The organism is Massilia sp. CFBP9012 (assembly GCF_034045115.1).
Lineage (GTDB): Bacteria > Pseudomonadota > Gammaproteobacteria > Burkholderiales > Burkholderiaceae_D > Telluria.
The window spans coordinates 41,605-68,090 of sequence record NZ_JAXCWM010000019.1 but is presented as its reverse complement, the minus strand read 5'-3'; the positions used below and the strand labels follow the sequence as shown (position 1 = coordinate 68,090).

The 26,486-nt window shown below is 65.6% G+C and carries 22 protein-coding genes; 19 read left to right on the top strand and 3 right to left on the bottom strand.

All coding sequences use genetic code 11. The annotated features are described in order from the left end of the window. Positions 1–62: 62 nt before the first annotated feature. The 6 genes from SOM61_RS24555 (at position 63) to SOM61_RS24530 (ending at position 8,223) form a co-directional block, all read left to right on the top strand. A complete protein-coding gene (locus SOM61_RS24555; RefSeq protein ID WP_320476503.1) occupies positions 63–2,918 on the top strand; it encodes a 2-oxoglutarate dehydrogenase E1 component in 2,856 nt (951 codons plus the stop codon). Positions 2,919–2,997: 79 nt separating this feature from the next. Further along, a complete protein-coding gene (gene odhB / locus SOM61_RS24550; RefSeq protein WP_320476502.1) occupies positions 2,998–4,251 on the top strand; it encodes a 2-oxoglutarate dehydrogenase complex dihydrolipoyllysine-residue succinyltransferase in 1,254 nt (417 codons plus the stop codon). Between the two features lie 69 nt (positions 4,252–4,320). Further along, on the top strand, positions 4,321–4,674 hold the full coding sequence (locus SOM61_RS24545) for a PspC domain-containing protein (protein WP_109346952.1): 354 nt from the start codon (positions 4,321–4,323) through the stop codon (positions 4,672–4,674). Between the two features lie 194 nt (positions 4,675–4,868). Further along, complete coding sequence (lpdA, locus tag SOM61_RS24540) at positions 4,869–6,305, top strand: dihydrolipoyl dehydrogenase (protein WP_320476501.1); 1,437 nt, start codon at positions 4,869–4,871, stop codon at positions 6,303–6,305. A gap of 104 nt (positions 6,306–6,409) precedes the next feature. Further along, positions 6,410–7,507, top strand: coding sequence for a cell division protein ZapE (zapE, locus tag SOM61_RS24535; protein WP_147933036.1), 1,098 nt, complete (start codon positions 6,410–6,412; stop codon positions 7,505–7,507). 14 nt (positions 7,508–7,521) lie between these two features. Then, complete coding sequence (locus SOM61_RS24530) at positions 7,522–8,223, top strand: hypothetical protein (protein ID WP_320476500.1); 702 nt, start codon at positions 7,522–7,524, stop codon at positions 8,221–8,223. Between the two features lie 94 nt (positions 8,224–8,317). On the opposite strand, the gene SOM61_RS24525 is transcribed toward SOM61_RS24530, so the two are convergent. Then, on the bottom strand, positions 8,318–9,094 hold the full coding sequence (locus SOM61_RS24525) for a PP2C family protein-serine/threonine phosphatase (RefSeq protein WP_320476499.1): 777 nt from the start codon (positions 9,092–9,094) through the stop codon (positions 8,318–8,320). A 181-nt stretch (positions 9,095–9,275) separates the two neighbouring features. Here SOM61_RS24525 and SOM61_RS24520 point away from each other — a divergent pair, with 181 nt between their 5' ends. Further along, the gene (locus tag SOM61_RS24520) at positions 9,276–9,476 is read left to right on the top strand and encodes a YdcH family protein (protein WP_005666222.1); all 201 of its coding nucleotides are present in this window, start codon (positions 9,276–9,278) and stop codon (positions 9,474–9,476) included. Positions 9,477–9,540: 64 nt separating this feature from the next. Beyond that, positions 9,541–11,556 (top strand): DNA repair helicase YoaA, encoded by a 2,016-nt coding sequence (locus SOM61_RS24515; protein WP_320476498.1) that lies wholly within the window; start codon positions 9,541–9,543, stop codon positions 11,554–11,556. A gap of 15 nt (positions 11,557–11,571) precedes the next feature. Here the strand turns inward: SOM61_RS24515 and SOM61_RS24510 are convergent, their stop codons facing one another. Beyond that, positions 11,572–12,546 carry an NADPH:quinone oxidoreductase family protein gene (locus tag SOM61_RS24510; RefSeq protein ID WP_320476497.1) on the bottom strand — a complete coding sequence of 325 codons (975 nt, stop codon included), beginning with the start codon at positions 12,544–12,546 and terminating at the stop codon, positions 11,572–11,574. Positions 12,547–12,723: 177 nt separating this feature from the next. On the opposite strand from SOM61_RS24510, the gene SOM61_RS24505 reads away from it, so the two are divergent. The 8 genes from SOM61_RS24505 (at position 12,724) to SOM61_RS24470 (ending at position 22,940) form a co-directional block, all read left to right on the top strand. Beyond that, complete coding sequence (locus tag SOM61_RS24505; protein WP_320476496.1) at positions 12,724–13,332, top strand: toll/interleukin-1 receptor domain-containing protein; 609 nt, start codon at positions 12,724–12,726, stop codon at positions 13,330–13,332. Positions 13,333–13,340: 8 nt separating this feature from the next. After that, positions 13,341–15,872, top strand: a complete 2,532-nt coding sequence (locus tag SOM61_RS24500; protein WP_320476495.1) for a tetratricopeptide repeat protein — start codon at positions 13,341–13,343, stop codon at positions 15,870–15,872. 419 nt (positions 15,873–16,291) lie between these two features. After that, on the top strand, positions 16,292–17,041 hold the full coding sequence (surE, locus tag SOM61_RS24495) for a 5'/3'-nucleotidase SurE (protein WP_320476494.1): 750 nt from the start codon (positions 16,292–16,294) through the stop codon (positions 17,039–17,041). Then, positions 17,038–17,892: a protein-L-isoaspartate(D-aspartate) O-methyltransferase gene (locus SOM61_RS24490; protein WP_320476493.1), complete on the top strand. Its 855-nt coding sequence runs from the start codon at positions 17,038–17,040 to the stop codon at positions 17,890–17,892. Before surE ends, SOM61_RS24490 begins: the two co-directional genes overlap by 4 nt. 54 nt (positions 17,893–17,946) lie before the next feature. Next, entirely contained in the window at positions 17,947–18,816 is an 870-nt protein-coding gene (locus tag SOM61_RS24485; protein ID WP_320476492.1) for a peptidoglycan DD-metalloendopeptidase family protein, read from the top strand. Positions 18,817–18,823: 7 nt separating this feature from the next. Further along, entirely contained in the window at positions 18,824–19,846 is a 1,023-nt protein-coding gene (gene rpoS, locus SOM61_RS24480) for an RNA polymerase sigma factor RpoS (protein WP_320476491.1), read from the top strand. 127 nt (positions 19,847–19,973) lie between these two features. After that, the gene (gene rlmD / locus SOM61_RS24475; RefSeq protein WP_320476490.1) at positions 19,974–21,347 is read left to right on the top strand and encodes a 23S rRNA (uracil(1939)-C(5))-methyltransferase RlmD; all 1,374 of its coding nucleotides are present in this window, start codon (positions 19,974–19,976) and stop codon (positions 21,345–21,347) included. Further along, complete coding sequence (locus tag SOM61_RS24470) at positions 21,348–22,940, top strand: PQQ-dependent sugar dehydrogenase (RefSeq protein WP_320476489.1); 1,593 nt, start codon at positions 21,348–21,350, stop codon at positions 22,938–22,940. 46 nt (positions 22,941–22,986) lie between these two features. Here the strand turns inward: SOM61_RS24470 and SOM61_RS24465 are convergent, their stop codons facing one another. Further along, positions 22,987–23,673 (bottom strand): Bax inhibitor-1/YccA family protein, encoded by a 687-nt coding sequence (locus SOM61_RS24465; RefSeq protein ID WP_123071980.1) that lies wholly within the window; start codon positions 23,671–23,673, stop codon positions 22,987–22,989. A 255-nt stretch (positions 23,674–23,928) separates the two neighbouring features. On the opposite strand from SOM61_RS24465, the gene ndk reads away from it, so the two are divergent. From ndk to pilW, 3 genes are all read left to right on the top strand, one after another. Continuing rightward, positions 23,929–24,354, top strand: a complete 426-nt coding sequence (gene ndk, locus SOM61_RS24460; RefSeq protein WP_123071979.1) for a nucleoside-diphosphate kinase — start codon at positions 23,929–23,931, stop codon at positions 24,352–24,354. A gap of 125 nt (positions 24,355–24,479) precedes the next feature. Beyond that, positions 24,480–25,649, top strand: coding sequence for a dual-specificity RNA methyltransferase RlmN (rlmN, locus tag SOM61_RS24455; RefSeq protein WP_320468736.1), 1,170 nt, complete (start codon positions 24,480–24,482; stop codon positions 25,647–25,649). Then, positions 25,649–26,470 (top strand): type IV pilus biogenesis/stability protein PilW, encoded by an 822-nt coding sequence (pilW, locus tag SOM61_RS24450; RefSeq protein ID WP_320476488.1) that lies wholly within the window; start codon positions 25,649–25,651, stop codon positions 26,468–26,470. Before rlmN ends, pilW begins: the two co-directional genes overlap by 1 nt. The last annotated feature ends 16 nt before the right edge of the window (positions 26,471–26,486 follow it).

Here is a 26,486-nt window from a genome sequence, read left to right as displayed (position 1 = left end):
CGCGGAAGGTTTTAAACAACCCGCCCAAACCTCGCGAAGCGCGAAAAGAAAGGTGAGCAAGAATGATGCAACAACATAACGCCAACTCCTACCTGTTCGGCGGCAATGCCCCGTACGTGGAAGAGTTGTACGAGGCCTATCTGGATAATCCGACGTCGGTGCCCGAAAACTGGCGCGCCTATTTCGACCAGATGCAACACGTGCCGGCAGTCGATGGCTCGAACCGTCCCGATGTGGTGCACTCCTCGGTGGTCGCCTCGTTCGCTGAACGCGCCAAGCAAGGTCCGATCCGCACCGTCGTCGCTTCGGCCGACTCCGAACTGGGCCGCAAGCGCGTCGCCGTCACCCAGATTACCGCCGCCTACCGCTACCTCGGTTCGCGCTGGGCCAACCTGGATCCGCTGCAACGCCAGGAACGTCCACCACTCCCAGAGCTCGATCCCGCCTTCTACGGCTTCACCGAAGCCGATCTCGACACCGTTTTCAATATCAGCAACACCTACTTCGGTCAGGAAACCGCGCCACTGCGCGATATCCTGAACATGTTGCGTGATACCTACACCCGTTCGATCGGCGCCGAGTTCATGTACATCAGCGATCCGACCGAAAAGCGCTGGCTGCAAGAGCGCCTGGAGTCGATCCGCTCGACCCCGACCTTCAGCGCCGAAAAGAAAAAGCACATCCTCGAACGCCTGACCGCGGCCGAAGGCCTGGAACGCTATCTGCACACCAAGTACGTCGGCGCCAAGCGCTTCTCGCTCGAAGGCGGCGAATCGTTCATCGCCTCGATCGACGAAGTGATCCAGCGCGCTGGTGAAAAAGGCGTGCAGGAAATCGTCATCGGCATGGCCCACCGCGGCCGCCTGAACGTGCTGGTCAACACCCTGGGCAAGAGCCCGGCCGACCTGTTCGAAGAATTCGAAGGCAAGCATGCCGACGACCTGCCGGCTGGCGACGTGAAATACCACCAGGGCTTCTCGAGCGATATCTCGACCCCGGGCGGCCCGGTCCACCTGTCGCTGGCGTTCAACCCGTCTCACCTCGAGATCGTCAACCCGGTCGTCGAAGGTTCGGTCAAGGCGCGCATGCAGCGCCGCGGTGACAAGAAGGGCAAGGAAGTGCTGCCGATCCTGGTGCACGGCGACGCTGCGTTCGCCGGCCAGGGCGTGGTCATGGAAACCCTGAACCTGGCGCAGACCCGCGGCTATGGTACCGGCGGTACCGTCCACATCGTCATCAACAACCAGATCGGCTTCACCACGTCGGATCCGCGCGATGCGCGCTCGACCCTGTACTGCTCGGACGTCGTCAAGATGATCGAAGCGCCGGTGCTGCACGTGAACGCGGACGATCCTGAAGCCGTCGTGCTGGCCAGCCAGATCGCCCTCGACTACCGCGCCGAGTTCGGCAAGGACGTCGTGGTCGACATCATCTGCTACCGCAAACTGGGCCACAACGAGCAGGATACGCCGGCGCTGACCCAGCCGCTGATGTACAAGAAGATCGCCAAGCACCCGGGCACCCGCAAGCTGTACGCCGAGAAACTGGCTGCGCAGGGCACCATCGAAGCCGACGGCGGCGACAAGCTGGTCGCCGCCTTCCGCGACGCCATGGATGCCGGCAAGCACACGGTCGATCCGGTGCTGACCAACTTCAAGGGCAAATACGCCGTCGACTGGGCGCCGTTCCTGAACAAGAAGTGGACCGACGCCGCCGACACCGCGGTGCCGATCACCGAACTGAAACGCCTGGCCGAACGCATCACCAAGGTGCCTGAAGGTTTCAAACCGCACTCGCTGGTCGACAAGGTGCTGGCCGACCGCGCCGCCATGGGCCGCGGTGAAGTCAACCTCGACTGGGGCATGGGCGAACACCTGGGCTTCGCTTCGCTGCTGGCCTCGGGCTACGCGATCCGCCTGTCGGGCCAGGACGCCGGCCGCGGCACCTTCGTGCACCGCCACGCCGTGCTGCACGACCAGAACCGCGAGCGCTGGGACCAGGGCATCTACCTGCCGCTGGCCAATGTCTCTGACAACCAGGCCGACTTCACCGTGATCGACTCGGTGCTGTCCGAAGAAGCGGTGCTGGGCTTCGAATACGGCTTCTCGACCGCCGAACCGAACACCCTGACCATCTGGGAAGCCCAGTTCGGCGACTTCGTCAACGGCGCGCAAGTCGTCATCGACCAGTTCATCGCCTCGGGCGAAGTGAAATGGGGCCGCGCCTCGGGCCTGGTCATGATGCTGCCGCACGGCTACGAAGGCCAGGGTCCGGAGCACTCGTCGGCCCGTATCGAGCGCTTCCTGCAGCTGTGCGCCGACAACAATATGCAAGTGGTCCAGCCGACCACGGCTGCCCAGATCTTCCACCTGCTGCGCCGCCAGATGGTGCGCCAGTTCAGGAAGCCATTGGTGATCTTCACGCCGAAGTCGCTGCTGCGTAACAAGGACGCCGGTTCGCCGCTGACCGACCTGGCCAAGGGCGGTTTCCAGACCGTCATCGGCGAGTGCGACGACAAGATCGAAGCAAGCAAGGTCAAGCGCGTGATCGCCTGCTCGGGCAAGGTCTACTTCGACCTGGTCAACGCACGCAAGGCACGCAACAGCACCGACACCGCGATCATCCGTATCGAGCAGATGTACCCGTTCCCGCACAAGTCGTTCGCCGCCGAACTGAAAAAGTTCCCGAACGCGACCGAAGTGGTGTGGGCGCAGGACGAGCCGCAAAACCAGGGTCCGTGGTTCCAGATCCAGCACAACATCTTCGAAGGCATGGAAGATGGCCAGCGTCTGGCTTACGCCGGTCGCGCCGCGTCGGCATCGCCGGCGGTGGGTTATGCGGACAAGCACATCGCTCAGCAAAAAGAACTGCTGGAGACCGCGTTCTCGAAGCTCAAGGGCTTCATCCTGACGAAGTAAGTCGGGCAAGGTGAAACCATGGCCCCCGCGTTCCGTGCGCGGGGGTACTTGCAAAGAATAATTACTGGAGTTTTAAAAAATGGCACAAATCGAAGTCAAGGTCCCTGTTCTGTCGGAATCCGTTGCTGAAGCAACCCTGCTGTCGTGGCACAAGAAAGTCGGCGAGTCCGTGTCGCGCGACGAAAACATGATCGACATCGAGACCGACAAAGTGGTCCTGGAACTGCCAGCGCCAAGCGCCGGCGTGATCGTGCAACTGCTCAAAGCCGACGGCGCGACCGTCGTCGCCGGCGAAGTCATCGCCATCATCGATACCGAAGCATCGGCGCAGACCAGCCCGATCGCGGTCAAGGCTATTCCCTCGGCAGCGCCAAACGCGCCGATCGACGCCGCACCAGCCGCTGCGCCAGCTGCCGACCAGTCGAAAGCAGGCGTCGCCATGCCGGCCGCCGCCAAGATCCTGGCTGAGAACAATATCTCGGCGTCGAGCGTCGAAGGCTCGGGCCGTGACGGCCGCGTGACCAAGGGCGACGCCCTGGCCGCCGCAGCCGGCAAGCCTGCCGCAGCACCTGCCGCCGCACCGAAGGCAGCCCTGCAGCAAGTCTCCGCACCGTCGCCAGCCAACCTGGGCGACCGTCCGGAAGAACGCGTGCCGATGAGCCGCCTGCGCGCCCGTATCGCCGAGCGCCTGCTGCAATCGCAATCGACCAACGCCATCCTGACCACCTTCAACGAAGTGAACATGGCTCCGGTCATGGAACTGCGTAACAAGTACAAGGACAAGTTCGAGAAAGAACACGGCGTCAAGCTGGGCTTCATGTCGTTCTTCGTCAAGGCTGCCGTTGCCGCGCTGAAGAAATACCCGATCCTGAACGCCTCGGTCGACGGCAACGACATCGTCTACCACGGTTACTTCGACATCGGCATCGCCGTCGGTTCGCCACGTGGCCTGGTGGTGCCGATTCTGCGCAACGCCGACCAGATGACGATCGCCGAAATCGAAAAGAAAATCGGTGAGTTCGGCCAGAAAGCCAAGGACGGCAAGCTGACCCTGGACGACCTGTCGGGCGGTACCTTCTCGATCTCGAACGGCGGCGTGTTCGGCTCGATGCTGTCGACCCCGATCATCAACCCACCGCAGTCGGCGATCCTGGGCGTGCACGCGACCAAGGACCGCGCCGTCGTCGAAAACGGCCAGATCGTCATCCGTCCGATGAACTACCTGGCAATGTCGTACGACCACCGCATCATCGACGGCCGCGAAGCCGTGCTGGGCCTGGTCGCGATGAAGGACGCGCTGGAAGATCCGGCCCGCCTGCTGCTGGACCTGTAATTCATCACGTGCCGGCGCCACATCGGACCTCGATGCGCGGCGCCGGCTTGCTGTTTGCCGGAGAACGTCATGCTGTCAGATGAAATCAAGCGGCTGCACGAGCTGCACCAGGCCGGCGCGCTGTCGGATGCCGAATTCGAGCAGGCCAAGGCGCGCATCCTGTCGGGTGCGTCGACCGTGAGCCTCAGCAAGGAACCGCCCACCACCGAGCGGATCTCATTCGACCAGCACCGCGACGACCTGCTGAGCGGCCTGCGCCGTTCACGGCTCGACCGCTGGCTCGGCGGCGTGTGCGGCGGCCTGGCGCGCACCTACGGTCTCGAATCGTGGGTCTGGCGCCTGATCTTCGTGCTGTTCGTGTTGACGTTCGGCTTCGGCATCCTGATTTACCTGCTGTTGTGGGTATTCATTCCGGAAGAATAAACACGTTCCATGCGTGACTGGCCACTACCGCCACCACGTCGTTCCCGCGAAGGCGGGAACCTAAGTCTTTCGTTCAGTAGCTCGCGTCAAGCGTAGCCGGTATACGAGCAACTTGGGTCCCCGCCTGCGCGGGGACAACGTGCGGAGGGAGCGGGCCGCAACGCGTGAATTGGACTCAATAAGGAATCAAAGTAATGAGCGATAAACAATTTGACGTCGTCGTGATCGGCGGCGGTCCTGGCGGCTACATCGCCGCTATCCGCGCTGCCCAGCTGGGCTTCAAGACCGCCTGCATCGACGAGTGGAGCAATGCCGCCGGCAAGCCTGCCCCGGGCGGCACCTGCACCAACGTCGGCTGCATCCCGTCGAAAGCGCTGCTGCAATCGTCGGAACACTTCGAGCACGCCGGCCATGCCTTCGCCGACCACGGCATCAAGGTCTCGGGCCTGGAGCTCGACCTGCCGACCATGCTCAAGCGCAAGGACACCATCGTCAAGCAGAACAACGACGGCATCCTGTTCCTGTTCAAGAAGAACAAGGTCACCTTCTTCCACGGCCGCGGCGCCTTCGCCGGCAAGGCGGAAGGCGATGCGGGCTACACGATCAACGTCTCCGGCCCTACCCTTGAGGCCATCACCGCCAAGAACGTGGTCGTCGCGACCGGTTCGAACGCACGCCAGCTGCCAGGCGCTGAATTCGACGAGAAACTGATCCTGTCGAACACCGGCGCACTGGCGATCGACGCCGTGCCGGGTAAACTCGGCGTGATCGGCGCCGGCGTCATCGGCCTGGAAATGGGCAGCGTGTGGCGCCGTGTCGGCGCCGACGTCACCGTGCTGGAAGGCCTGCCGACCTTCCTGGGCGCGGTCGACGAGCAGATCGCCAAGGAAGCTCATAAACTGTTCACCAAGCAGGGCCTGAAGATTAACCTGGGCTGCAAGATCGGCGCGATCACCAAGGGCGCCAACGACGTCACCGTGGAATACGCGGATTCGACCGGCGCGGCACAGAAAGCCGTCTTCGACCGCCTGATCATCTCGATCGGCCGCGTGCCGAACACGATCGGTCTGGGCGGCGAAACCGTCGGCCTGCAGCTCGACGAGCGCGGCTTCGTGGTGGTCGACGATGAATGCCGCACCAGCCTGCCGGGCGTGTGGGCGGTGGGCGACGTCGTGCGCGGCCCGATGCTGGCGCACAAGGCCGAAGAAGAAGGCGTGGCGGTTGCCGAGCGCATCGCCGGCCAGCACGGTCACGTCAACTTCAACACCATTCCTTGGGTTATCTACACCTCGCCGGAAATCGCGTGGGTCGGCAAGACCGAGCAGCAGCTCAAGGCCGAAGGCGTGCAGTACAAGGCCGGCACCTTCCCGTTCATGGCCAACGGCCGTGCGCGCGCGCTGGGCGACACCTCGGGCATGGTCAAGTTCCTGGCCGATGCCACGACCGATGAAATCCTGGGCGTGCACATCGTCGGCCCGATGGCCTCCGAGCTGATCTCGGAAGCCGTGGTCGCGATGGAGTTCAAGGCCTCGTCGGAAGACATCGCCCGCATCTGCCACGCGCACCCATCGCTGTCGGAAGCGACCAAGGAAGCCGCGCTGGCAGTCGACAAGCGTTCGCTGAACTTCTAAGCAAACAGGAACATTCGCCGGCGCGGTTCACGCGGCGCCGGCGAACGGTATCCCGTAATGTGGGCGGGCTTCCCCGCCCACATTACGTTTACAGCGGTAAGAATATGAACGTTCAAGAGTATTACCAGCACGCGCTGAACGAGCGCGGCTTCAAGTCCGACCCCGCGCAGCAAATGGCGGTCGACCGCCTGCAACAGGCGTACGACGACTGGGTCCACTACAAGGCCCAGCGGTCGTCCGCTTTCAAGCGCCTGATCAACCGTCCCGACGTGCCTAAGGGCATCTACATGTGGGGCGGGGTGGGGCGCGGCAAATCCTTCCTGATGGATTCGTTCTACCTGGTGGTGCCGGTGGTGCGCAAGACGCGCCTGCACTTCCACGAGTTCATGCGCGCCGTGCACGGCCAACTGGATGAACTGAAGGGCGTGGCCGATCCGCTCGACGAAGTGGCCAAGCGCATCGCCAAGAAGTATCGCCTGATCTGCTTCGACGAATTCCACGTCTCGGACATCGCCGACGCGATGATCCTGTACAACCTGCTCAAGGCCCTGTTCGACAATGGCGTGAGCTTCGTGATGACCTCGAACTACGAGCCGTCGACCCTGTATCCGGACGGCCTGCACCGCGACCGCATGCTGCCCACCATCGCGCTGCTGCAGCAGAAACTGGATGTGCTGAACGTCGACGCCGGCAACGACTACCGCAAGCGCGCGCTGGAACAGGTAGAGGCCTATTACACGCCGCTCGACGCCGCGTCCGACAAGGCGCTGCGCGACGCCTATGCCAAGGTGGCCGATACCGCCGACGAATCGCCGATCGTGCACATCGAAAAGCGCGAGATCCGCGCGCTGCGCCGCGCCGGCGGCGTGATCTGGTTCGACTTCGCCACCCTGTGCGGCGGCCCGCGCTCGCAGAACGACTACCTGGAACTGGCCAGCCAGTTCCACACCGTAGTCCTGTCGGGCATCCCGGCGATGTCGGCGGCCCAGTCGTCCGAGGCGCGCCGCTTCACCTGGCTGATCGACGTGTTCTACGACCACAAGGTCAAGCTGATCATGTCGGCCGCGGTCGAGCCGGAAGAACTGTACACCACGGGCCAGCTGGCGAACGAATTCCACCGGACCGTATCGCGTATCATCGAGATGCAGTCGCGCGAGTACCTGCTCGCCGAACGGCGCGGCGCGGCCGACGCCATTGCATGATCGAAAGGAACACCATGACGAGACAACCGAAGCGCATCACCGCAATCGCCGCCTCCATCTCCCTGACGCTACTGCTGGGGGCTTGCTCGAACACCGAACTGGTGCCGGAGGAAACGCCGCCGGCGCCGACCACCTCGGCCGAACAGGCCGAAGGGCGCCTGGCGGCGGTGGCCGCGGAACGCGCCGCGATCGAGGCGCGCTATGCTGATCGCGAGGCGGTCTGCTACGACAAATTCTTCGTCAACCGCTGCCTGGACGAAGCCCGCGAAGTGCGGCGCGCGGCCCTGGTGACGCAGCGCGCGATCGAGATCGAGGCCTCGCTTTATCTGCGCCGCCTCAAGGTCGACGAGCGCGACAAGGCGATCGCCGAGGCCGACGCTGCCTATGCGGAAGAAGAAGCCAGGCTGGCGGCCGATCCGCCGCCGGTCAAGGCTGCGGCCAGCACCGCGCCGCCGCCGCCGCGCACCAGGCCGGCCGAATCGCGCGTGGTGCGCAGCCAGCAGCGCGCCCAGGAAAGCGCGGCGAACGCCGAGAAGGAAGCCGCCGAACGCGCGGCCAATGTCGCGGCCTATGAAGAGCGCCGCCGCAAGTCGGAAGAGCGCCAGAAGGAAGTGGCGCGCCGCGTGGCCGAACGCGAAGCCAAGGCGGCCCAGCGTGCGGCCGAGGAGGCCAAGCGGGTAAGTGGCAACCAGCCGGCGCCAGCCAATAGCCAGTAGCCTCAGCACGTCGTTTCTGCCAGTGGCAGGAACGACGGGGCGAGGGCTGCCGGCTCAAGCTGGCGGTCGCCGTTGACGCCAGCGACGACCCTGGTCAGGCGAACGATCCATCCTGCGCCGGCTTGACCAGCTTCACGATCGCCATCGTGCAGTTCCCGCCTTTGCCTTGCGAGCGTTCGGTGGCCTTGTTGATGAGCATTTCGGACGCCTGGCGCGGCGTCGTCCTGGCGGTCACTGCCGCCAGTTCGGCGTCGGTGAAGAAATGCCACAGGCCGTCCGAGCACAGCAAGAAGCTGTCGCCCGCCGCCAGCCCGGTATGGCTGCCCGTCGTGACGAAAGGTTCCTTGCGGCTGTTTCCCAATACATTGAGCAAGAGCTTGGAGCGGCGGTGGTTGCGCGCCGCGTCCGGCGGCAGGCGGTCGCTGCCGACCAGGTGCTCGACGTAGGCGGTGTCGCTGGTGCGCACCGCGCACTTGCCGTGCTCGAAGCGGTAGAGACGCGAATCGCCCACGTGGGCCCAGACCGCCTCGCCGTGCGGGCTGATCACCAGGCCGACGAAGCTGGCGTGGACCTCGGCCTGCGTGGCCACGGCGTTCATCTTGATCACCGTGTGGGTCTCGCTGATCATCTCGTGCAGCAGTTGTGCCAGGCGCTCGATGCCGGGGCGGTCGCCGGGCTTGAATGCGTCGAAGACCTGGCGCGCTGTGTGCAGCACCTGGTCGGCCCCAGCCGGGCTGGCAACCCCGTCCGACAGCACCGCGAGCACGTAGCCGGGGGCGCGGGCGCCGGTGAACAGGGCGGCGCGGTCGTTCTGCTGGGGGCGGTTCCCGATATGTTGCGCGGTGCCCGCTTCGATCTTGTAAGAAGTCATAAATCCGTGTTTTCCGGGACGCTAGCGCCATTCTTTGTTGGCGGCAACCTCCGCCTCGATTAAACTATGCACTGAGAAGCCACCAGCTTGCAAGTTAATGTTGTAGCAACAACATAGCAAAATCCGGAGCGCCCGCCTTGGCCGGCGCTTTTCGCCATTCTTTCCCGTAACTGCATCCAACATGACCGACGTCCAGGACATCCAACGCCGTATTATCGAACTCGATGTGGAACACCGCGACCTCGATGCCGTGATCTCCCTGTTGACGGCGGACGGTCATGCCGACCAGTTACAACTGCGCCGCCTCAAGAAGCGTAAACTGCAGCTCAAAGATCATATTACGCTGCTGAAGATGCAGCTGGTACCCGATATCCCCGCCTGATTCATTCCCAGGCCCAACGAAACCACGTATTTTGACCGACCAACTTTCTGCTTCTCCGGATGCGGTGGAGACTATCGCTCCCGTAGCCCCGGAAACCCAGGCTCCCGCCGGCAAGTACGACGCCGACGTCGATCGCCTGTTCGGTGCGGGCGGCCCGCTCGCGCCAGCCGTCGGCACCTTCAAGCCGCGCCAGTCGCAGACCGAGATGGCCAAGGCCGTGGCCCAGGCCATCGCCGACCAGCAGGTGCTCATGGCCGAGGCCGGCACCGGCACGGGCAAGACCTTCGCCTACCTGGTGCCGGCACTGCTGTGGGGCGGCAAGACCATCGTCTCGACCGGCACCAAGAACTTGCAAGACCAATTGTTCCTGCGCGATATCCCGACCGTGCGCGCCGCCTTGCGCGCGCCGGTCTCGGTCGCCCTGCTCAAGGGCCGCTCGAACTATGTCTGCCATTTCCATCTCGAGCGTACCCTGCAGAACGGGCGCCTGACCTCGCGCGACGACGTCGGCCACCTGCGCGAGATCTCGCGCTTCATCAAGATGACGAGCTCGGGCGACAAGGCCGAGCTGGCCAAGGTGCCCGAGACTGCCACCGTGTGGAACCTGGTCACCTCGACCCGCGACACCTGCATGGGCGCCGAGTGCCAGTACTACCAGGATTGCTTCGTGATGAAGGCGCGCAGGGAAGCACAACAAGCGGATGTGGTGGTGGTCAACCATCATCTCTTCTTCGCCGACGTGGCGCTGAAGGATACCGGCGTGGCCGAGCTGCTGCCGTCGGCCAATACCATCATCTTCGATGAGGCGCACCAGCTGCCCGACGTCGCGACCCTGTTCTTCGGCCAGTCGGTGTCGACCTCGCAAGTGCTGGAACTGTGCCGCGACGTGCTGGCCGAGGGCCTGGCCCATGCGCGCGGCGGCCCGGACTGGGCCAAGGTGGTGACCGTGGTCGAAAAGGCCGCGCGCGACCTGCGCCTGTCCTTCGGCGACGGCAACCTGCGCCTGTCGCTGCCGCAGATCATGCCGACGTCGCAGTTCTTCCCGGCCCTGAATGGGTTGAAAGAGCAATTGGCCGGCATGATCACGGTGCTGGAAGAAAACGCCGCGCGCGCCGAAACCATCGAGGCCTGCCGCCTGCGCGCGCACGAGCTGGCCGCCTCGTTCGACGGCTGGAAGCCGGATCACAAGGCGCCGGCCAATGAGCAGGCCGTGCTGTGGGCCGAGGCCTTCTCGTCCTCGCTGCAATTGCACAAGACGCCGCTGTCGATCGCGCCGATCTTCACCAACCAGCGCGAAGGCACGCCGCGCAGCTGGATCTTCACCTCGGCCACGCTGGCGGTGAAGAACGACTTCAAGCATTTCTCCGATCAGCTCGGATTGACCGGCGAGCCGGCCAAGACCTGGCCCAGCCCGTTCGACTACGAGAACCAGGGCATCCTGTACGTGCCGACCGGCTTGCCCGAGCCGCAGGCGGCCGTGTACACCGACGCCGTGGTCGATGCCGCCTTGCCGGTGATCGAGGCGGCCGGTGGCCGCACCTTCTTCCTGTGCACGACGATCCGCGCGGTCAATAAAGTGGCCGAACGCCTGCGCACCGAGTTCGCCGAGCGCGGCTGGGATTTCCCGCTATTCGTGCAGGGCGAGCGGGGCCGTACCGAACTGCTCGATTCCTTCCGTAATGCCGGTAATGCGGTGCTGGTCGGCAGCCAGAGCTTCTGGGAAGGCGTCGACGTGCGCGGCGAGGCGCTGTCGCTGGTGATCATCGACAAGCTGCCGTTCGCGCCGCCCGACGATCCGGTGCTGGCCGCGCGCATCGAGGTGATGGAAAAGCAGGGCATGAACGGTTTCATGCACCACCAGCTGCCCGAGGCGATCATCACCCTCAAGCAGGGCGCCGGCCGCCTGATCCGCGACGTCGACGACCGCGGCGTGCTGATGATCTGCGATCCGCGCATCATCACCAAGCCCTATGGTCGCCGCATCTGGCAGAGCCTGCCGTCGTTCAAGCGCACCCGGGTGCAGGAAGAAGTGATCCAGTTCTTCCGGCCGGTGGAAGAGGCGAACGAGAACGTCGCCTGATTCTTCGTTGCCCGCTCAGGGCACGATGATGACCTTGCCGATGACCTTGCGCGCCGCCATGTCCTGCAGCGCCTGCGCGGTGTCGGCAAGGCGGTAGCGCCGCGAGACCAGCGGTTTCAATTTCCCTTGCGCGATCCAGCCGGTGATGCGCGCCATCGCCGCCAGGTGCGCATCCTGTTCCTTGCGCGTAAAGTCGCCCCAGAACACGCCCACCACCGACGCCCCTTTCAGCAGCATCAGGTTCCACGGCAGGCGCGGGATCTCGCCGGCCGCGAAGCCCACCACCAGGTGCCGCCCGCGCCAGGCGATCGAGCGCAGCGCCGGTTCGCTGTACTTGCCGCCGACCGGGTCGTAGATGACGTCCGGGCCATTGCCGCCGGTGGCGGCGCGGATCGCTTCGCGCAAGTCCTCGGTTTCGTAATTGATCAGCACGTCGGCTCCGTGCGCCTTGCACGCCGCCAGTTTCTCGTCGCTGGACGCGGCCGCGATCACGCGCGCGCCGAGAGCCTTGCCGATCTCGATCGCCGCCAGTCCCACGCCGCCGGCCGCGCCCAGCACCAGCATCGTTTCGCCCTGCTGCAAGGCGCCGCGGTCGGCGACCGCGTGGTACGAGGTGCCGTAGGTGAGCGTGATGGCGGCGGCGACGTCGAAGTCCATATCGTCCGGTATGGGGAGGAAGGCGCTGCCTGGCGCCACGGCCTGCTCGGCGAAGGCGCCGGTGCGGGTGAAGCCGATCACGCGCTGGCCGGGAACAAAGCCGTCCACGCCTGCGCCGACGGCGCGCACCACGCCCGCGAACTCGTTGCCCGGCGTGAAGGGGAGGGGAGGACGCACCTGGTATTTTCCCTGAACCGTCAGCACATCGGGGAAGTTGACGCCGGCCGCCTTCACGTCCACCACGACGTCGCCAGGGCCGGCGACCGGCTCCGGCAAGTCTTCCAGCACCAGGCTGTCTGGCGGTCCCCAAGCGGTGCAGCGTACGGCTTTCATTGCTTCCTCACAGTTTATTGGCGGAATTGTTGGCGGGGCGAATTATGCCTTAAGAAAGAGAGCGAATCTTCGCCGGCAAGGCCCGTGTCTGCTTGTCCGTCCGCAAAGCCGGCAGGGGGCTGCGCGCTAGAGTCTTGGGATGTGGACGCTGCGCGCGCCCAGCACAAGAGGACAAGCATGGCAATCCGTTACGGTTGTTTCTTCAGTTATGCCCACGGCCGGCACGCGCTGATGCAGCGCTTCAAGTCGGCCCTGGCCAACGCCCTGCGCTGCTATCTCGAACCCTACTTCGACAACGAAGACGAACTGTTTATCGATACCGAGCAGCTGGGCGGCGGCGACGATCTCGACAGCAAGATCGCACGCGCCATGTGCGAGAGCGTCTGCATGATCCTCATCTATACGCCCAAGTACGAGGCGCACGCCTACACGCGGCGCGAGTACGAGGCCATGCGCCTGATCGAGGCCGAGCGCGGCAAGTGGTACACCCTGCCGAGCCGCCTGATCATCCCGGTCGTCATGACGCGCCACCCCGAATCGCTGCCGCCCCAGATCAGCGACGCCCGCTTCTACGTCGACTTCTCGCACTACACGATGGCCACGCCAGATCTCATGTCGAATCCAGACTTCTTGCCGGACATTGACAAAATGGTCAAGCGGATCGCAGCCCATTATGCATGTCAAAAAAAGCATACTCCACTCGACCACGACTGCAACCAATTCGTGCTTCCCGCTGTCCCACCAGAATGGCGCGATGTCCCAGAACTGACGTTTCCAAAAGAATGAGGAGCCATATGGACCAACAAGGTATCTCGCTCCCGCCGCTGGCCATGCCCGGCGCGGTGACGAGCTTCTATGCCTACGAGGGTGGCGCGGCGCGCAATGCCGTGCTGGCGGCGCTGGCGCTGCAGCTGGCGGGTGGGGACGCCGAGGCGCCGGTGCTGGTGATCGACTGGGATCTCGAGGCGCCGGCGCTGCACCGTTATTTCGCGGTGCCGGCCGATGAACCGTTTGCCGGCCTGCCTGTCTCGCTGCATGCTTCCGAGCCTGCCTCTCAGCCCGACACCGGGCCGGCGTCCGCGCACCTGGCGGGGCTTCCGGCCGCGCATGCCGCCGCCGACGACGCGGGCGACGCGGCCCGGCCCGGGCTGCTCGAATTCTTCGAGGCCTGCCGCGCCCGGCTGCGCAACACCGCCGGCCGCGGCGAAGAGCTGGCCGACCGCGTGATCGACGGTGTCGGCTGGCAGGCCTATCTCGAACGCGCCGACGGCCGCCGCCCGCTCTACCTGCTGCGCGCCGGACGCTTCGACGGCAGCTATGCCGAACGCGCCGGCCGGCTCGACTACCCAGCCCTGTTCGACGCCTGCCCGGCGCTGTTCCGCCGCTTCGCGGCGCGCCTGGCGCAGCATTTCGGCCACGTGCTGGTCGCCACCGCCGCCGGGCGCTCGGCCGCCGTCAGCGTGTGCTCGACCCTCGTGCCCGACCGCCTGGTGGGCCTGTTCACGCCGGCGCCGGGCAGCATCGAAGGCATCGAAGGCGTGCTGCGGCGTGCCATCGATTACCGCTGCACCCATGAAGACGAACAGCGGCCGCTGCTGCTCTATCCGCTGGCCTGCAGCGCCGACGGCGCGCGCAGCGATCCGCATGCGCGCTGGCGGCGTGGCGAAGCGCGCCACGGCGTGCCGGGCTACCAGCCGCGCTTCGAGGCGCTGCTGCGCGCCAGCTACGGCTGGTCGCGCGTCAACCTCGACAGCTGGTTCGACGAGACCCAGCTGGCGCTGGCCGACGCCCTGTCCACCGCCGGCCCGGCCGGCGACCGCCGGGCGCTGGCGCGCCATGCCGCGCTGCTGGCCGAATGGCTGGCGCCGGTAAGCCCGCCCTGGCAATCGCTGGCCGAAGTGCGCCTGCGCGCCGCGGTCGCGCAGGCGCGCACGCTGGGCGGCGACGACGAGATCGGTTCGCCGCAGGTGGCCGAACAGCTCGCCCGCCTGGGCGAGCTGTGCCGCCGCGAGCGGCGCCGCGACGAAGCCCGTGCCTGTTTCGAAGAATGCCTGGTCCTGCGCGAACGCCTGCTTGGCGACGACCATGCGGCCACGCGCCAGGGCCGCGCCGCGCTGGCCGCAGTCCTGCTCGACAGCGGCGCCGTGCAAGAGGCGCGCCGCCACTACGACCTGCTGGTCCAGGCCTGCGCGCGCAAGGCCGGCGCACAAGCCGCCGAGACGCTGACGGCGCGCTCGCAGCTGGCGCGGGTGCTGGCCGCGCTGGGCGAGGGCGAGCGCGCGCTGGCGCTGCACGAGCAGGTGGTGTCCACCTGCGAACGCGCGCTCGGCGCCGAACACCTGGTCACGCTCGACTGCCTCGAAGACCTGGCCCACAGCCTGGTGCAGCAGCGCGAACTCGAACGCGCCCGCATCGTGCTCGAGCGGGTGCTCGATGCCCGTCGCCAGCGCCAGGGCGGCGAGCATGCCGACACCCTGCGCTGTGGTCATCGTCTGGCGCTGCTGCTGGGCGAGACGGGCGAACTGGGCAACGCTCGGCGCATGCTCGAATCGGTATTGCGGGCCCGCGAACGGCACGACGGCCTGGACGCCGCCGGCACGCTGTCGGCGCGCGAGGCGCTGGCCGAGATCCTGGCCGCCCAGGGCGACCTGGCGGCGGTGCGCAGCATCCAGGAATCGCTGGCGCGCACGCGCGAGCGGCACCTCGGGGCCGGCCATCCCGAAACGCTCAATATGCAGCTGCGGCTGGCCTCGACCCTGGGCCAGCAGGGCGAGGCCGAAGCCGCGCGCCGCCTGCGCGAACAGGTGGCCGAGTTGCGCCAGCACTTGCGCGAAGTCGAAGGCGCGCCGGCGTCCGGTGGCGCCCAGGACGATGCCGTGCAGGCGCAGATGCTGGAGCGGATGCGGGCCCAGGCCGGGGCGTCAGCCGCCGGGCTGCTCCCGGACAGCGAAGAGACAACCCCGCCGTCCCAGCCTGCGGCGGACGGCGTTGCGGCGCGCGGCCAGCACGCGCATGCGGCCTCGCGCGAACATGCCGAGACCCGTCACGCGGCCGACAACCTGGGGCACAAGCTGACCCAGTTGCAGAACCTGATCGACAGCAGTAGTCCGGGCGAGGCCAGGGCGCTGGCCGACAGCCTGCGCACCTCGGTGCTCAGGCCCAGCGCCGCCCATCCGCTGCGCCGGCGCGGCGCCGCCATGATCAAGCAGGTCTATCTGCAAGAGGGCGACAAGGACGCGCTGCTGTCCTTCACCCAGGACGAAGTGTCGCTGCTCGAAGGAGCCTTGATCGAGGCGGCGCGCGACAATCCGATGGCGATGCGCTGACGGCGCTGACGGCGCTGCGCCAGCCTCGACGCCCGGCGCCGCTCCGGGCAAGTGCTTGCGCCGTCTTTCGTATGCCGGCTCTTATGTCGGCTCTCTTATGCCGACGCCCGTATGCCGACGCCCGTATGCCGGCGCCCGTATGCCGGCGCCCGTATGCCGGCGCTCGCCGGCCTCGCATCTGCCTGGGCTGACTTGCCATCACTTTCCCACGCCACGCCCAGACTTACCCTGCTGACAAGCAACTTGTAAAGACGGCATTGGTCGATTCCGGTCGAGCTTGTCAGCCTGTCCAGTAAACTGTCGCATGTCCGCTTCACTGTTATCAGGCGGTCCATCGTTCGTCCCGGATTATGAAATCCGGGCGTGAATTTCTGATGCCGGGCGTCGATACGGGCGTTGCTTCAGGTAAAATCTCCGCCATGCGAATCTTGATCAGTAACGATGACGGTTATCTGGCGCCTGGGCTGCAGGCGTTGGCGGACGCGCTCGCGCCGATCGCCGACATCGTCGTCGTCGCACCCGACAGCAATCGCTCGGGCGCCTCGAATTCGCTGACCCTGGACCGGCCGTTGTCGGTCTACAAATCGGCCAACGGCTTCTATTTCACCAATGGAACGCCGACCGACTGCGTGCACATTGCCCTGACCGGCATGTCCGATGCGCCCCCCGACCTGGTGGTTTCCGGCATCAATAATGGCCAGAATATGGGCGACGACACCCTGTATTCCGGCACTGTCGCCGCCGCCACCGAAGCCTTCCTGTTCGGCCTGCCGGCGATCGCCTTTTCGCAGGTGCACGGCGGCTGGGCCCACGTCGATTCCGCCGCCCGGGTGGCGCGCGACATCGTCGAGCGTTTCGCCGCCGGCGGCTTCGACATGCTGCCCAAGCCCTTCCTGCTGAACGTGAACATCCCGAACCTGCCATACGAGGAGATCGGCCCGCTGACGCCGACCCGCCTCGGACGCCGGCACCAGGCCGAGCCCGTGATCCGCGCAGAGGATCCGCGCGGCCGCGAGATTTTCTGGATCGGCGCCCCGGGCGCCTGCCGCGATGCGGGCGAGGGCACCGACTTCCACGCGACCGCGGAAGGCCGCGTGTCGATCACGCCGCTGCAGATTGACCTGACCCACAAGACCCAGCTGGCGCTGCTCGCGGGAGGCCTGGCATGAAGGATGCGCGACCGAATTTCCCGCTGCCGCTGTCGTCGGTGACGAGCGGCGTGCGCAAGCCCGGCACGCCGGCGCCGGTGCAGACGCCGCAGACCGCCACCCGCAACGCCACCACCTATACCGGCGCCAGGACGCCGCAGTCCCCGGGCCCGGCGCCGCGCGCACCCAGCTATGTGCAGGTGACCAGCAGCGCGCCGGCCGCCCAGCGTTCCGACCTGGCGGCGAGCGAGGCGGTGCGCCGCGCGATGGTGGGCCGCATTGCGCGCCAGGGCGTGAGCGATCCGAAGGTGCTGATGGCGATGGAAACCGTGCCGCGCCACCTGTTCATCGAACCGGCCATGTCGGGCCAGGCGTATATCGACGCCTCGCTGCCGATCGGCCATAACCAGACGATTTCCCAGCCGTATATCGTCGCCCGCATGATCGAAGCAATGCGTGCCGGCGGCGCGCTGGGCAAGGTGCTCGAAATCGGCACGGGCTGCGGCTACCAGGCCGCGGTCCTGTCCTTCGTCGCCAAGGATGTGTATTCGATCGAACGCATCAAGCCCTTGCACGAGCTCGCGAAGACCAATCTGCGGCCGCTGCGGATATCGAACCTGCGTTTGCAGTATGGCGATGGTATGCTAGGCTTGCCGCAGGTCGCGCCTTTCGATGGCATCATCCTCGCCGCCGCCGGACTCGAGGTGCCGCGGGCCTTGCTCGAGCAGCTGGCCATCGGCGCGCATCTCGTGGCGCCGGTCGGCGCCCAGGTGCAGCATCTGCACCGTATTACCCGCACCGGCAAATCCGAGTGGACCAGCGAAACGCTGGAAGCGTGCCACTTCGTGCCGCTGCGCCCAGGCACCATCTAAAACCCAAGAAGGGCCGCCAGGCCCGCCGTACGCCGATAAGACAATAGAATGCCAATGACACAAGCACCGCGTTTAGCCCTCCTGACGATCCTCATCGGCCTCGTGGCCGGTTGTTCCACCACTACCCGCCAGGCGCCGGTCGTCGAGCGTCCTGTCACCGCTGCCCCGAGCCGTCCCGCTCCGGCCAAGGTCGAAGAAGCGCCGAAGCAGGACGAGCGCGGCATGTACACCGTGCGCAAGGGCGACACCCTGCTGCGCATCGCCCTCGATTTCGGCGAAAACTACCGTGACCTGGTGGCCTGGAATAACCTGGCCAATCCGGACGACATCAAGGTCGGCCAGGTGCTGCGCGTGAGCCAGCCCGGCGGCGAACGCAGCGCCAATATCCAGACCCAGCCGGTGCCGATGCCGCCGTCGGCCAGCGTGCCGCGCAAGACCGAGCCGCGCGCCGACAAGACGCCTTACAGCGACGGCAAGGTGGCCACCACCACGCCGCCGGCCACCACCGCACCGGCCACACCGGCCGCACCTGCCACCCCGGCTGCTGCCGACGAAGCGCGCCTGAGCTGGATGTGGCCATCGGAAGGCCGCGTCGTCGCCACCTTCGACGATGGCCGCAACAAGGGGCTGGACATCGCCGGCAAGCTGGGCCAGCCGGTGGTCGCCGCCAGTTCGGGCAAGGTAATGTATGCTGGCAGCGGCATCCGCGGTTATGGTAATCTCGTCATCGTCAAGCACAGCAACAGCCTGCTGTCCGCCTATGCCCACAACCGCAAGATCGTGGTCAAGGAGGGCGACAACGTCAGCCGTGGCCAGGTGATCGCCGAGATGGGCGACTCCGACGCCGATGCGGTCAAGTTGCACTTCGAGATTCGTCAGCAGGGCAAGCCGGTCGACCCGACGAGGTTCTTGCCCGTTCGTTAGGAACGGTATGACGCAGCCGCCGCACTCGCTGGACCAGGACGATACGGATGAGTTTCCGGATGAGCCGGATAGCGAGCGCGTGCATGCTGATGACGATACCGACCGCGGCGACGGCGCGGCGGGCCAGGAGCCGCTCGCACGCCACGCCAGCGTCGAGACGGTCGACGAGCTGCGCAAGGTCTTGCAGGCCGAGCTCGCGACCGACACCACCCAGCACTACCTGAACCAGATCGGCGCCCGGCCGCTCCTGACGGCCGTCGAGGAAGTCCACTTCGCCACGCTGGCCAAGGCCGGCGACTTCGGTGCGCGCCAGAAGATGATCGAGCATAATCTGCGCCTGGTCGTCTCGATCGCCAAGCACTACATCAACCGCGGCGTGGTTCTGCTCGACCTGATCGAAGAGGGCAATATCGGCCTGATGCGCGCCATCGACAAGTTCGAGCCCGAACGCGGCTTTCGTTTCTCGACCTACGCCACCTGGTGGATCCGCCAGAGCATCGAGCGCGCCATCATGAACCAGGCCCGCACCGTGCGCCTGCCGGTGCACATGGTGCGCGAGCTCAACGGCGTGCTGCGCGCCAAATACCACCTTGAGGCGCAAAAGCACGACGGCAAGGAAGCCTCGAGCGAGGATATTGCCAGCCTGGTCGGCCGTCCGGTCGAAGAGGTGCAAGACATACTGACCCTGTCCGAGCACGCGACGTCGCTCGATGCGCCGCTGGACAACGACCCGCAATCGAGCCTGATGGACATGCTGCCCGACGACGGCGAAGGCAGCCCCGACGCCCACGCCGAGCAGCAAGAGGTGGCGCTCTTGGTGCGCGACTGGCTGACCCGGCTGCCGGACAAGCAGCGTCTGGTCGTCACGCGCCGTTTCGGCTTCGACAACGACGATCCAGCCACCCTGGAAACCCTGGCCGAGGAGATGGGCGTGACGCGCGAGCGGGTGCGCCAGATCCAGCAGGAAGCGCTGGTCAAGCTCAAGCGCGCGATGGCGGCGCGCGGCGTGGTCCGCGATTCCTTGTTGTAACGACAAGGCCTCCGGTAGCGTCCACTTCGATTCCTTGCTATCATCCGCCGTTCTTTTTTGCGCGGCCTTTGAAGCATGCGCCGCCAGCCAGGGCCAGCCCCTGCCTTCACCCCACTTTCTCATCACCATGCAAGAAATCTTCATCGACATCAAATCCCTCGACATGGACGGGCGCGGCGTGGGCCACCTCGAGAACGAGGACGGCTCGCCGGGCAAGGTGATCTTCGTCGAAGGCGCGCTGCCGGGCGAACGCGTCAGCTTCGAGACGACGCGCAAGAAAAAGAATTGGGAAGCTGGCCGCATGGTCACCCTGCAGCGCGCCTCGTCGATGCGGGTCGAGCCGAAATGCCAGCATTTCGGTACCTGCGGCGGCTGCTCGATGCAGCACCTGGAGCCGGGCGCCCAGGTGGCGATGAAGGGCCGCGTGCTGGAAGATAACCTGTGGCACATCGGCAAAGTGAAGGCCGAGATGATCATGCGCCCGATGTACGGCCCGACCTGGGACTACCGCTACCGCGCGCGCCTGTCGGTGCGCCACGTGGCCAAGAAGGGCGGCATCCTGGTCGGCTTCCACGAGCGCGGCTCGTCCTTCGTCGCCGACATCACCACCTGCGAGATCCTGCCGGATCACGTCGCGTGCCTGCTGGTGCCGCTGCGCGAACTGATTGCAAGTCTGTCGATCTACGACAACCTGCCGCAGATCGAGGTGGCGATCGGCGAGGAAAGCACGGTGATGGTGCTGCGCATCATGGAATCGCTGACGGGCGCCGATGAAACCCTGTTGAAAGCCTTCGCCGACCAGTGGGGCATCCAGTGGTGGCTGCAGACGAAAGGCCCTGACACTGCCCATCCGTTCTACCCGCTTGGCAAGGAGCTGTATTACACGCTGCCTGAATTCGGCATCCGCATGCCGTTCAAGCCGACCGACTTCACCCAAGTCAACCACCAGATCAACCGGGTGCTGGTGGCGAAGGCGCTGCGCCTGCTCGACGTGCAGTCGCAAGACCGCGTGGCCGACCTGTTCTGCGGCCTGGGCAACTTCACCCTGCCGCTGGCGACCCAGGCGCGCGAAGTCGTGGGCATCGAGGGCAGCACGGCGCTGACCACGCGCGCGCTGGACAATGCCAAGGCCAACGGCCTGGCCGCAAAAACCTCGTTCTCGACCCGCAACCTGTTCGAAGTCACCAAGGACGACCTGGTGGCGCTGGGCAAATTCGACCGCATGCTGGTCGATCCGCCGCGCGACGGCGCCATGGCGCTGGCGACGGCGCTGGCCGAACTGCGCGAGACCCATGAAGACCTGATGCCGCAGCGCATCGTCTACGTGTCGTGCAGCCCGTCGACCCTGGCGCGCGACGCCGGCATCCTGGTGCACAAGGCGGGCTATGTGATGAAGAAGGCGGGTGTGGTGAACATGTTCCCGCACACCTCGCACGTCGAGTCGATCGGCGTGTTCGAGCTGGGCGCCAAGCCCGTGCCGCCAGCGGACGCGGTGGCCTGAGTGAGGCGGATCGGCCGCCACGCGGCAGCCTTGCTGGCCGCCGCCGTCGCGACCGGTCTGGTAGCCAGCCTGGTCCAGACCCAGGTCAATCTCGGCGAACTGACCGCGCTCGGCGCGACGATTCCACTGTCGCTGCGGGCCTGGACCACGCTGCAAGACCTGGCGGGATTCGGTCCGGTCATGATCGGGATCTCGTTCGCGGCGCTGCTGCCGGCCATGCTGGCCGGGCACGCGATCGGGCGCACCGCCGGGCTGGCGCACCGCGCGCCGCTGTTCGCCGTGGCTGCCGTCGCCGGCCTGTGGGCGGCATTCTGGCTGATGCTCAACGTCATTCCCATGCCGGCGATCGCCGCGACCCGCGGTGGACTCGAGCACGCCCTGATGGCCATGAGCGGCATCGCCGGCGGCCTGGTCTATGCCCGCATGACGTCGCCGGCGCGGCAGGCCGCACAGCCGCGGCGCCAGGTGTTGGCGGCGGCATTGCTGGCCCTGATTCCCGCGACGGTCTTCCTCATTACCTCGCCGGGCGCGGCCGACAAGCTCGATGCGGTCGACCCCGCCACTTACCGGGTCGAGACCGTGGCGAAGGGACTCGATCGGCCGTGGTCGCTGGCTTTCCTGCCGGATGGCCGCCTGCTCGTCACCGAGATGGCCGGGCGCCTGCTGGTCATCGGCAGGGATGGCGCGAAGACGGCGATCGCCACCGGCGGCCTGCCGCCCGTGTTCCAGCGTGGCGGTACGATCGGCCTGATGGACGTCGCCCTCGATCCCGCCTTCGCGCACAATGGTTTGCTGTACCTGACGATGGGCCATGGCGAGGAGGGCGCCAATGGCACGCGCCTGGCGCGGGCCAGGCTGGAGAACGACCGGCTGGAGGACGTCCGGATCCTGTTCAGCTCCACGCCGAAGCCGCGCGCCGGCAATAACGGCGGCCGCGTCGCTTTCCTGCCCGATCAGACGCTGGTGCTGACGGTCGGCGACGGCAACTGGCGCCGTGAAGAAGCGCAGAACGCCGCCAATCACCTCGGCACCGTCGTCCGGATCGACCGCGACGGCAAGGCGCCGCCCGACAATCCTTATATCGGCCGTCCCGGCGCCGCGCCCGAGATCTACAGTCTCGGCCACCGCAATCCGCAGGGCATCGCCGTCGATCCGGCCAGCGGCGAGCTGCTGCTGACGGAGCACGGCGCACGCGGCGGCGACGAGATCAACCGCATCGTGGCGGGCAAGAATTACGGCTGGCCGCTCGTCACGGCCGGCATCGATTACCCGTTCGGCCGCGTGACGCCGTTCAGCCGCCTGGCCGGCTTCGAGGCGCCGCTGCTGGAATGGACGCCGTCGATCGCGCCGGCGGGCCTGGCGGTCTATCGCGGCGACCAGTTCCCCGAATGGCGCGGCGACCTGCTGGTGCCGGCACTGCGCGGACGCGCACTGCACCGCGTCGCGCGCGATGGCGGCAGGATCGTCGGCCAGCAGACGCTGTTGGCAGAACTGAATCAGCGCCTGCGCGACGTCAAGGTCGGCCCGGACGGCGCGATTTACGTCCTGACCGATGGCGTCGATGCCAGGCTGCTGCGTTTGACGCGCCCATGAAAAAACCGGCCCGCAGGCCGGTTTCTTGTCGAGAAACAGCGATCGGTCAGTCGTCGCCGCCCACGATGCCCAGCAGGCGCAGCAGGCTGGTAAAGATGTTGAACACGTTCAGGTAGATCGACAGGGTGGCGGTGACGTAGTTGGTCTCGCCGCCGTTGACGATGCGCTGCACGTCATACAGGATGAAGGCCGAGAAGATACCGATCGCCAGGACCGAGATCACGATCGACAGCACCGACATCTGCAGGAAGATGTTGGCCACGACCGCCAGCAGCAGGACGACGACGCCGGCCATCAGCCAGCTGCCCATGCCCGAGAAGTCGCGCTTGGTGGTGGTGGCGATGCTGGCCATCACGGCGAACACGGCGGCGGTACCGCCGAAGGCGGTCATGATCAGGCTGCCGCCGTTCGAGTAATTGAGCGTGTGGGTCAGCAGCGGCGCCAGCATCAGGCCCATGAAGAAGGTGAAGCCGAGCAGCAGGGCCACGCCCAGGCCGGAATCCTTGTTCTTCTGGATCGCCCACATGAAACCGAAGGCAACCGCGAGGAAGATGACGAAGCCCATGATGCCGGTGAATGCGATGCCCAGGGAGATGCCGGTGAAGGCGCCCAGGACGGTAGGAATCATCGACAGCGCCAGCAGCCAATACGTGTTGCGTAACACTTTGTTACGCGTGGCCTGACCACCTTTGCTCAGGTCGATGGTACTTTGCTGTTGGGTACTAGGGTACATATAGTGCCTCCGGTTAGATAAATGGTACTTGCGAGTGCAACGCGAGGTACGTCAGCTTGATCCTATCGCATCTTTCTTAACTGAAGATGAAGAAAGGCTCACTTTGGACGGACTTTTGCCGCCACTGTAACCCATGCTTGCCGCTACCGCAATATCGGATATCTGGGGCAGGTATGGTAAAATTAAAGGTTGATTGAGTCCCAAAGTTCAAACGAATTTCTCAGTTCAAAACCTTTCTTTTATTGGAGTTTTCTCATGGCAATCGAACGCACCCTGTCCATCATCAAGCCGGACGCAGTTGCAAAAAACGTGATCGGCAAAATCTACAGCCGTTTCGAAGAAGCCGGCCTGAAGGTCGTGGCTGCACGCATGGTGCAACTGTCGCGCGCTGAAGCCGAAGGCTTCTACGCAGTGCACGCTGCGCGTCCGTTCTTCAAGGATCTGGTCGACTTCATGATCTCGGGTCCGGTGATGATCCAGGTGCTCGAAGGCGAAGGCGCGATCCTGAAAAACCGCGACCTGATGGGCGCTACCGATCCGAAGAAAGCCGACGCCGGCACCATTCGCGCCGATTTCGCTGACTCGATCGACGCCAACGCCGTTCACGGTTCGGACGCTGCCGAAACCGCCGCTGTGGAAATCGCTTACTACTTCCCAGCACTGAACGTCTACTCGCGTTAATTAGTAAGGGGGAACGCAGTCCGGGCGTTCCCCGGATTGATTCCCCCGGACTAATTTAAATGAGTAACCCGCTTGCCCGCAGCCAAGGGCTGGCGCAAGCGGGTTCGGAAATATAGGAAGACGATATGACAACTCTCACCAACCTGCTGGACTTTGATCCCGCGCAACTCGTCGCTTACTGCGCCGACTTGGGTGAGAAACCGTTCCGCGCCAAGCAATTGCAACGCTGGATACACCAGTTCGGCGCGGCGGACTTCGATAGCATGACCGACCTGGCCAAGTCGCTGCGCGAAAAGCTCAAGACGCGCGCCGAAGTGCGCGCGCCAGCCATCGTCAGCGACCAGACTGCCACCGACGGCACCCGCAAATGGCTGGTCGACGTCGGCAACGGCAACGCGGTCGAAACCGTGTTCATCCCGGAAGAAAACCGCGGCACGCTGTGCATCTCCACGCAGGCGGGCTGCGCCGTCAACTGCCGTTTCTGCTCGACCGGCAAGCAGGGCTTCAACCGCAACCTGACGGTGGCCGAGATCATCGGCCAGCTGTGGATGGCCGAGTTCGAGCTGCGCCGTACCAAGGGTATCGAGCCCGGCCCGAAAGGCGAACGCCAGATCACCAATGTGGTGATGATGGGCATGGGCGAGCCGCTGCTGAACTACGAGCCGACCGTCACCGCGCTCAAGCTGATGCTCGACGATAACGCCTATGGCCTGTCGCGCCGCCGCGTGACCCTGTCGACCTCGGGCGTGGTGCCGAATATCGACAAGCTGTCGCAAGACGTGCCGGTGGCGATGGCCGTGTCGCTGCACGCCTCGAACGATGCGTTGCGCGACATCCTGGTGCCGCTGAATAAAAAATATCCGCTGCGCGAGCTGATGGCCGCCTGCAAGCGCTACCTCGAGTTCGCACCGCGCGACTTCATCACCTTCGAGTACTGCATGCTCGACGGTTTCAACGACAGCGACGAGCACGCGCGCGAACTGATCGCGCTGGTGAACGATCCGGTGGTCGGCGTGAACTGCAAGTTCAACCTGATCCCGTTCAACCCGTTCCCCGAGTCGGGCCTGTTCCGCTCCAAGAATCCACGCATCAAGGCTTTCGCCGAAGTGCTGATGAACGCCGGCATCGTGACCACCGTGCGCAAGACGCGCGGCGACGACATCGACGCCGCCTGCGGCCAGCTGGCGGGCGAGGTCAAGGACCGCACCCGGGTGGCCGAACGCATGGAAAAGATGGCCGAATACCAGAAGAAGTTCGGCGCCGATTTCGGCCGCATCGTGGAGATCCCGACCTGATGAAATTCGCCGCCGCCTGGCTCGCATTCGCATCGACCCTGTCCCTCGCTGTGCTGGCCGGTTGCGCCGGCACGGGGGCGGGCGGCGCGGCAACGGCGCGCGACGGCGAACTCAGGACCGCCTCGGACCAGACCGCGCTGGAAAAGCGCGCCTCGATCCGGGTGCAGCTGGCGGTCGGCTACTACCAGGAGGGCAAGCACGAAATCGCCCTCGACGAAGTCAAGCAGGCGCTGGCGGCCGATCCGAACTACGCCGACGCCTACGGCCTGCGGGCCCTGATCTATACCTCGATGGGGCAGTTTCCGCTGGCCGACGAGAACCATCGCCACGCGCTGCGGCTCGAACCGGGCAATCCCGAGTTCGCGAACAACTACGGCACCTTCCTGTGCCAGTCGGTGAACAAGCCGGCCGAAGCCTTGCGTTATTTCGATGCCGCGCTCAAGAATCCCGCCTATCAGACGCCGCTGTCCGCGCTGATCAACGCGGGCGCGTGCAGCATCAAGAACCGGAATGTCGACGCGGCCGAGCGCTACCTGCTCGAGGCCCTGCGTCTGAACCCGACGCAGCCGGCGGTCAATGCCGGCCTGGCGCGGGTGTACTACGAGCGGCGCGACATGCAGCGCGCCGGTTTTTTCGTGAATCGCCTGATCGAGACGGCAAGCATCGAGACACTGCCGGCCGACGCGCTCTGGCTCGCGCTGCGCGTACAGCGCAAGCTGGGCGACCGGACCCATGAAGCAACGTTCGCGGCCCAGCTGCGGCGGCGCTTCCCCGGTTCGCCCGAGTACGCGGCATTCGAGCGCGGCGCTTTCGACGAGTAAGCAAAAAAACAAGCTC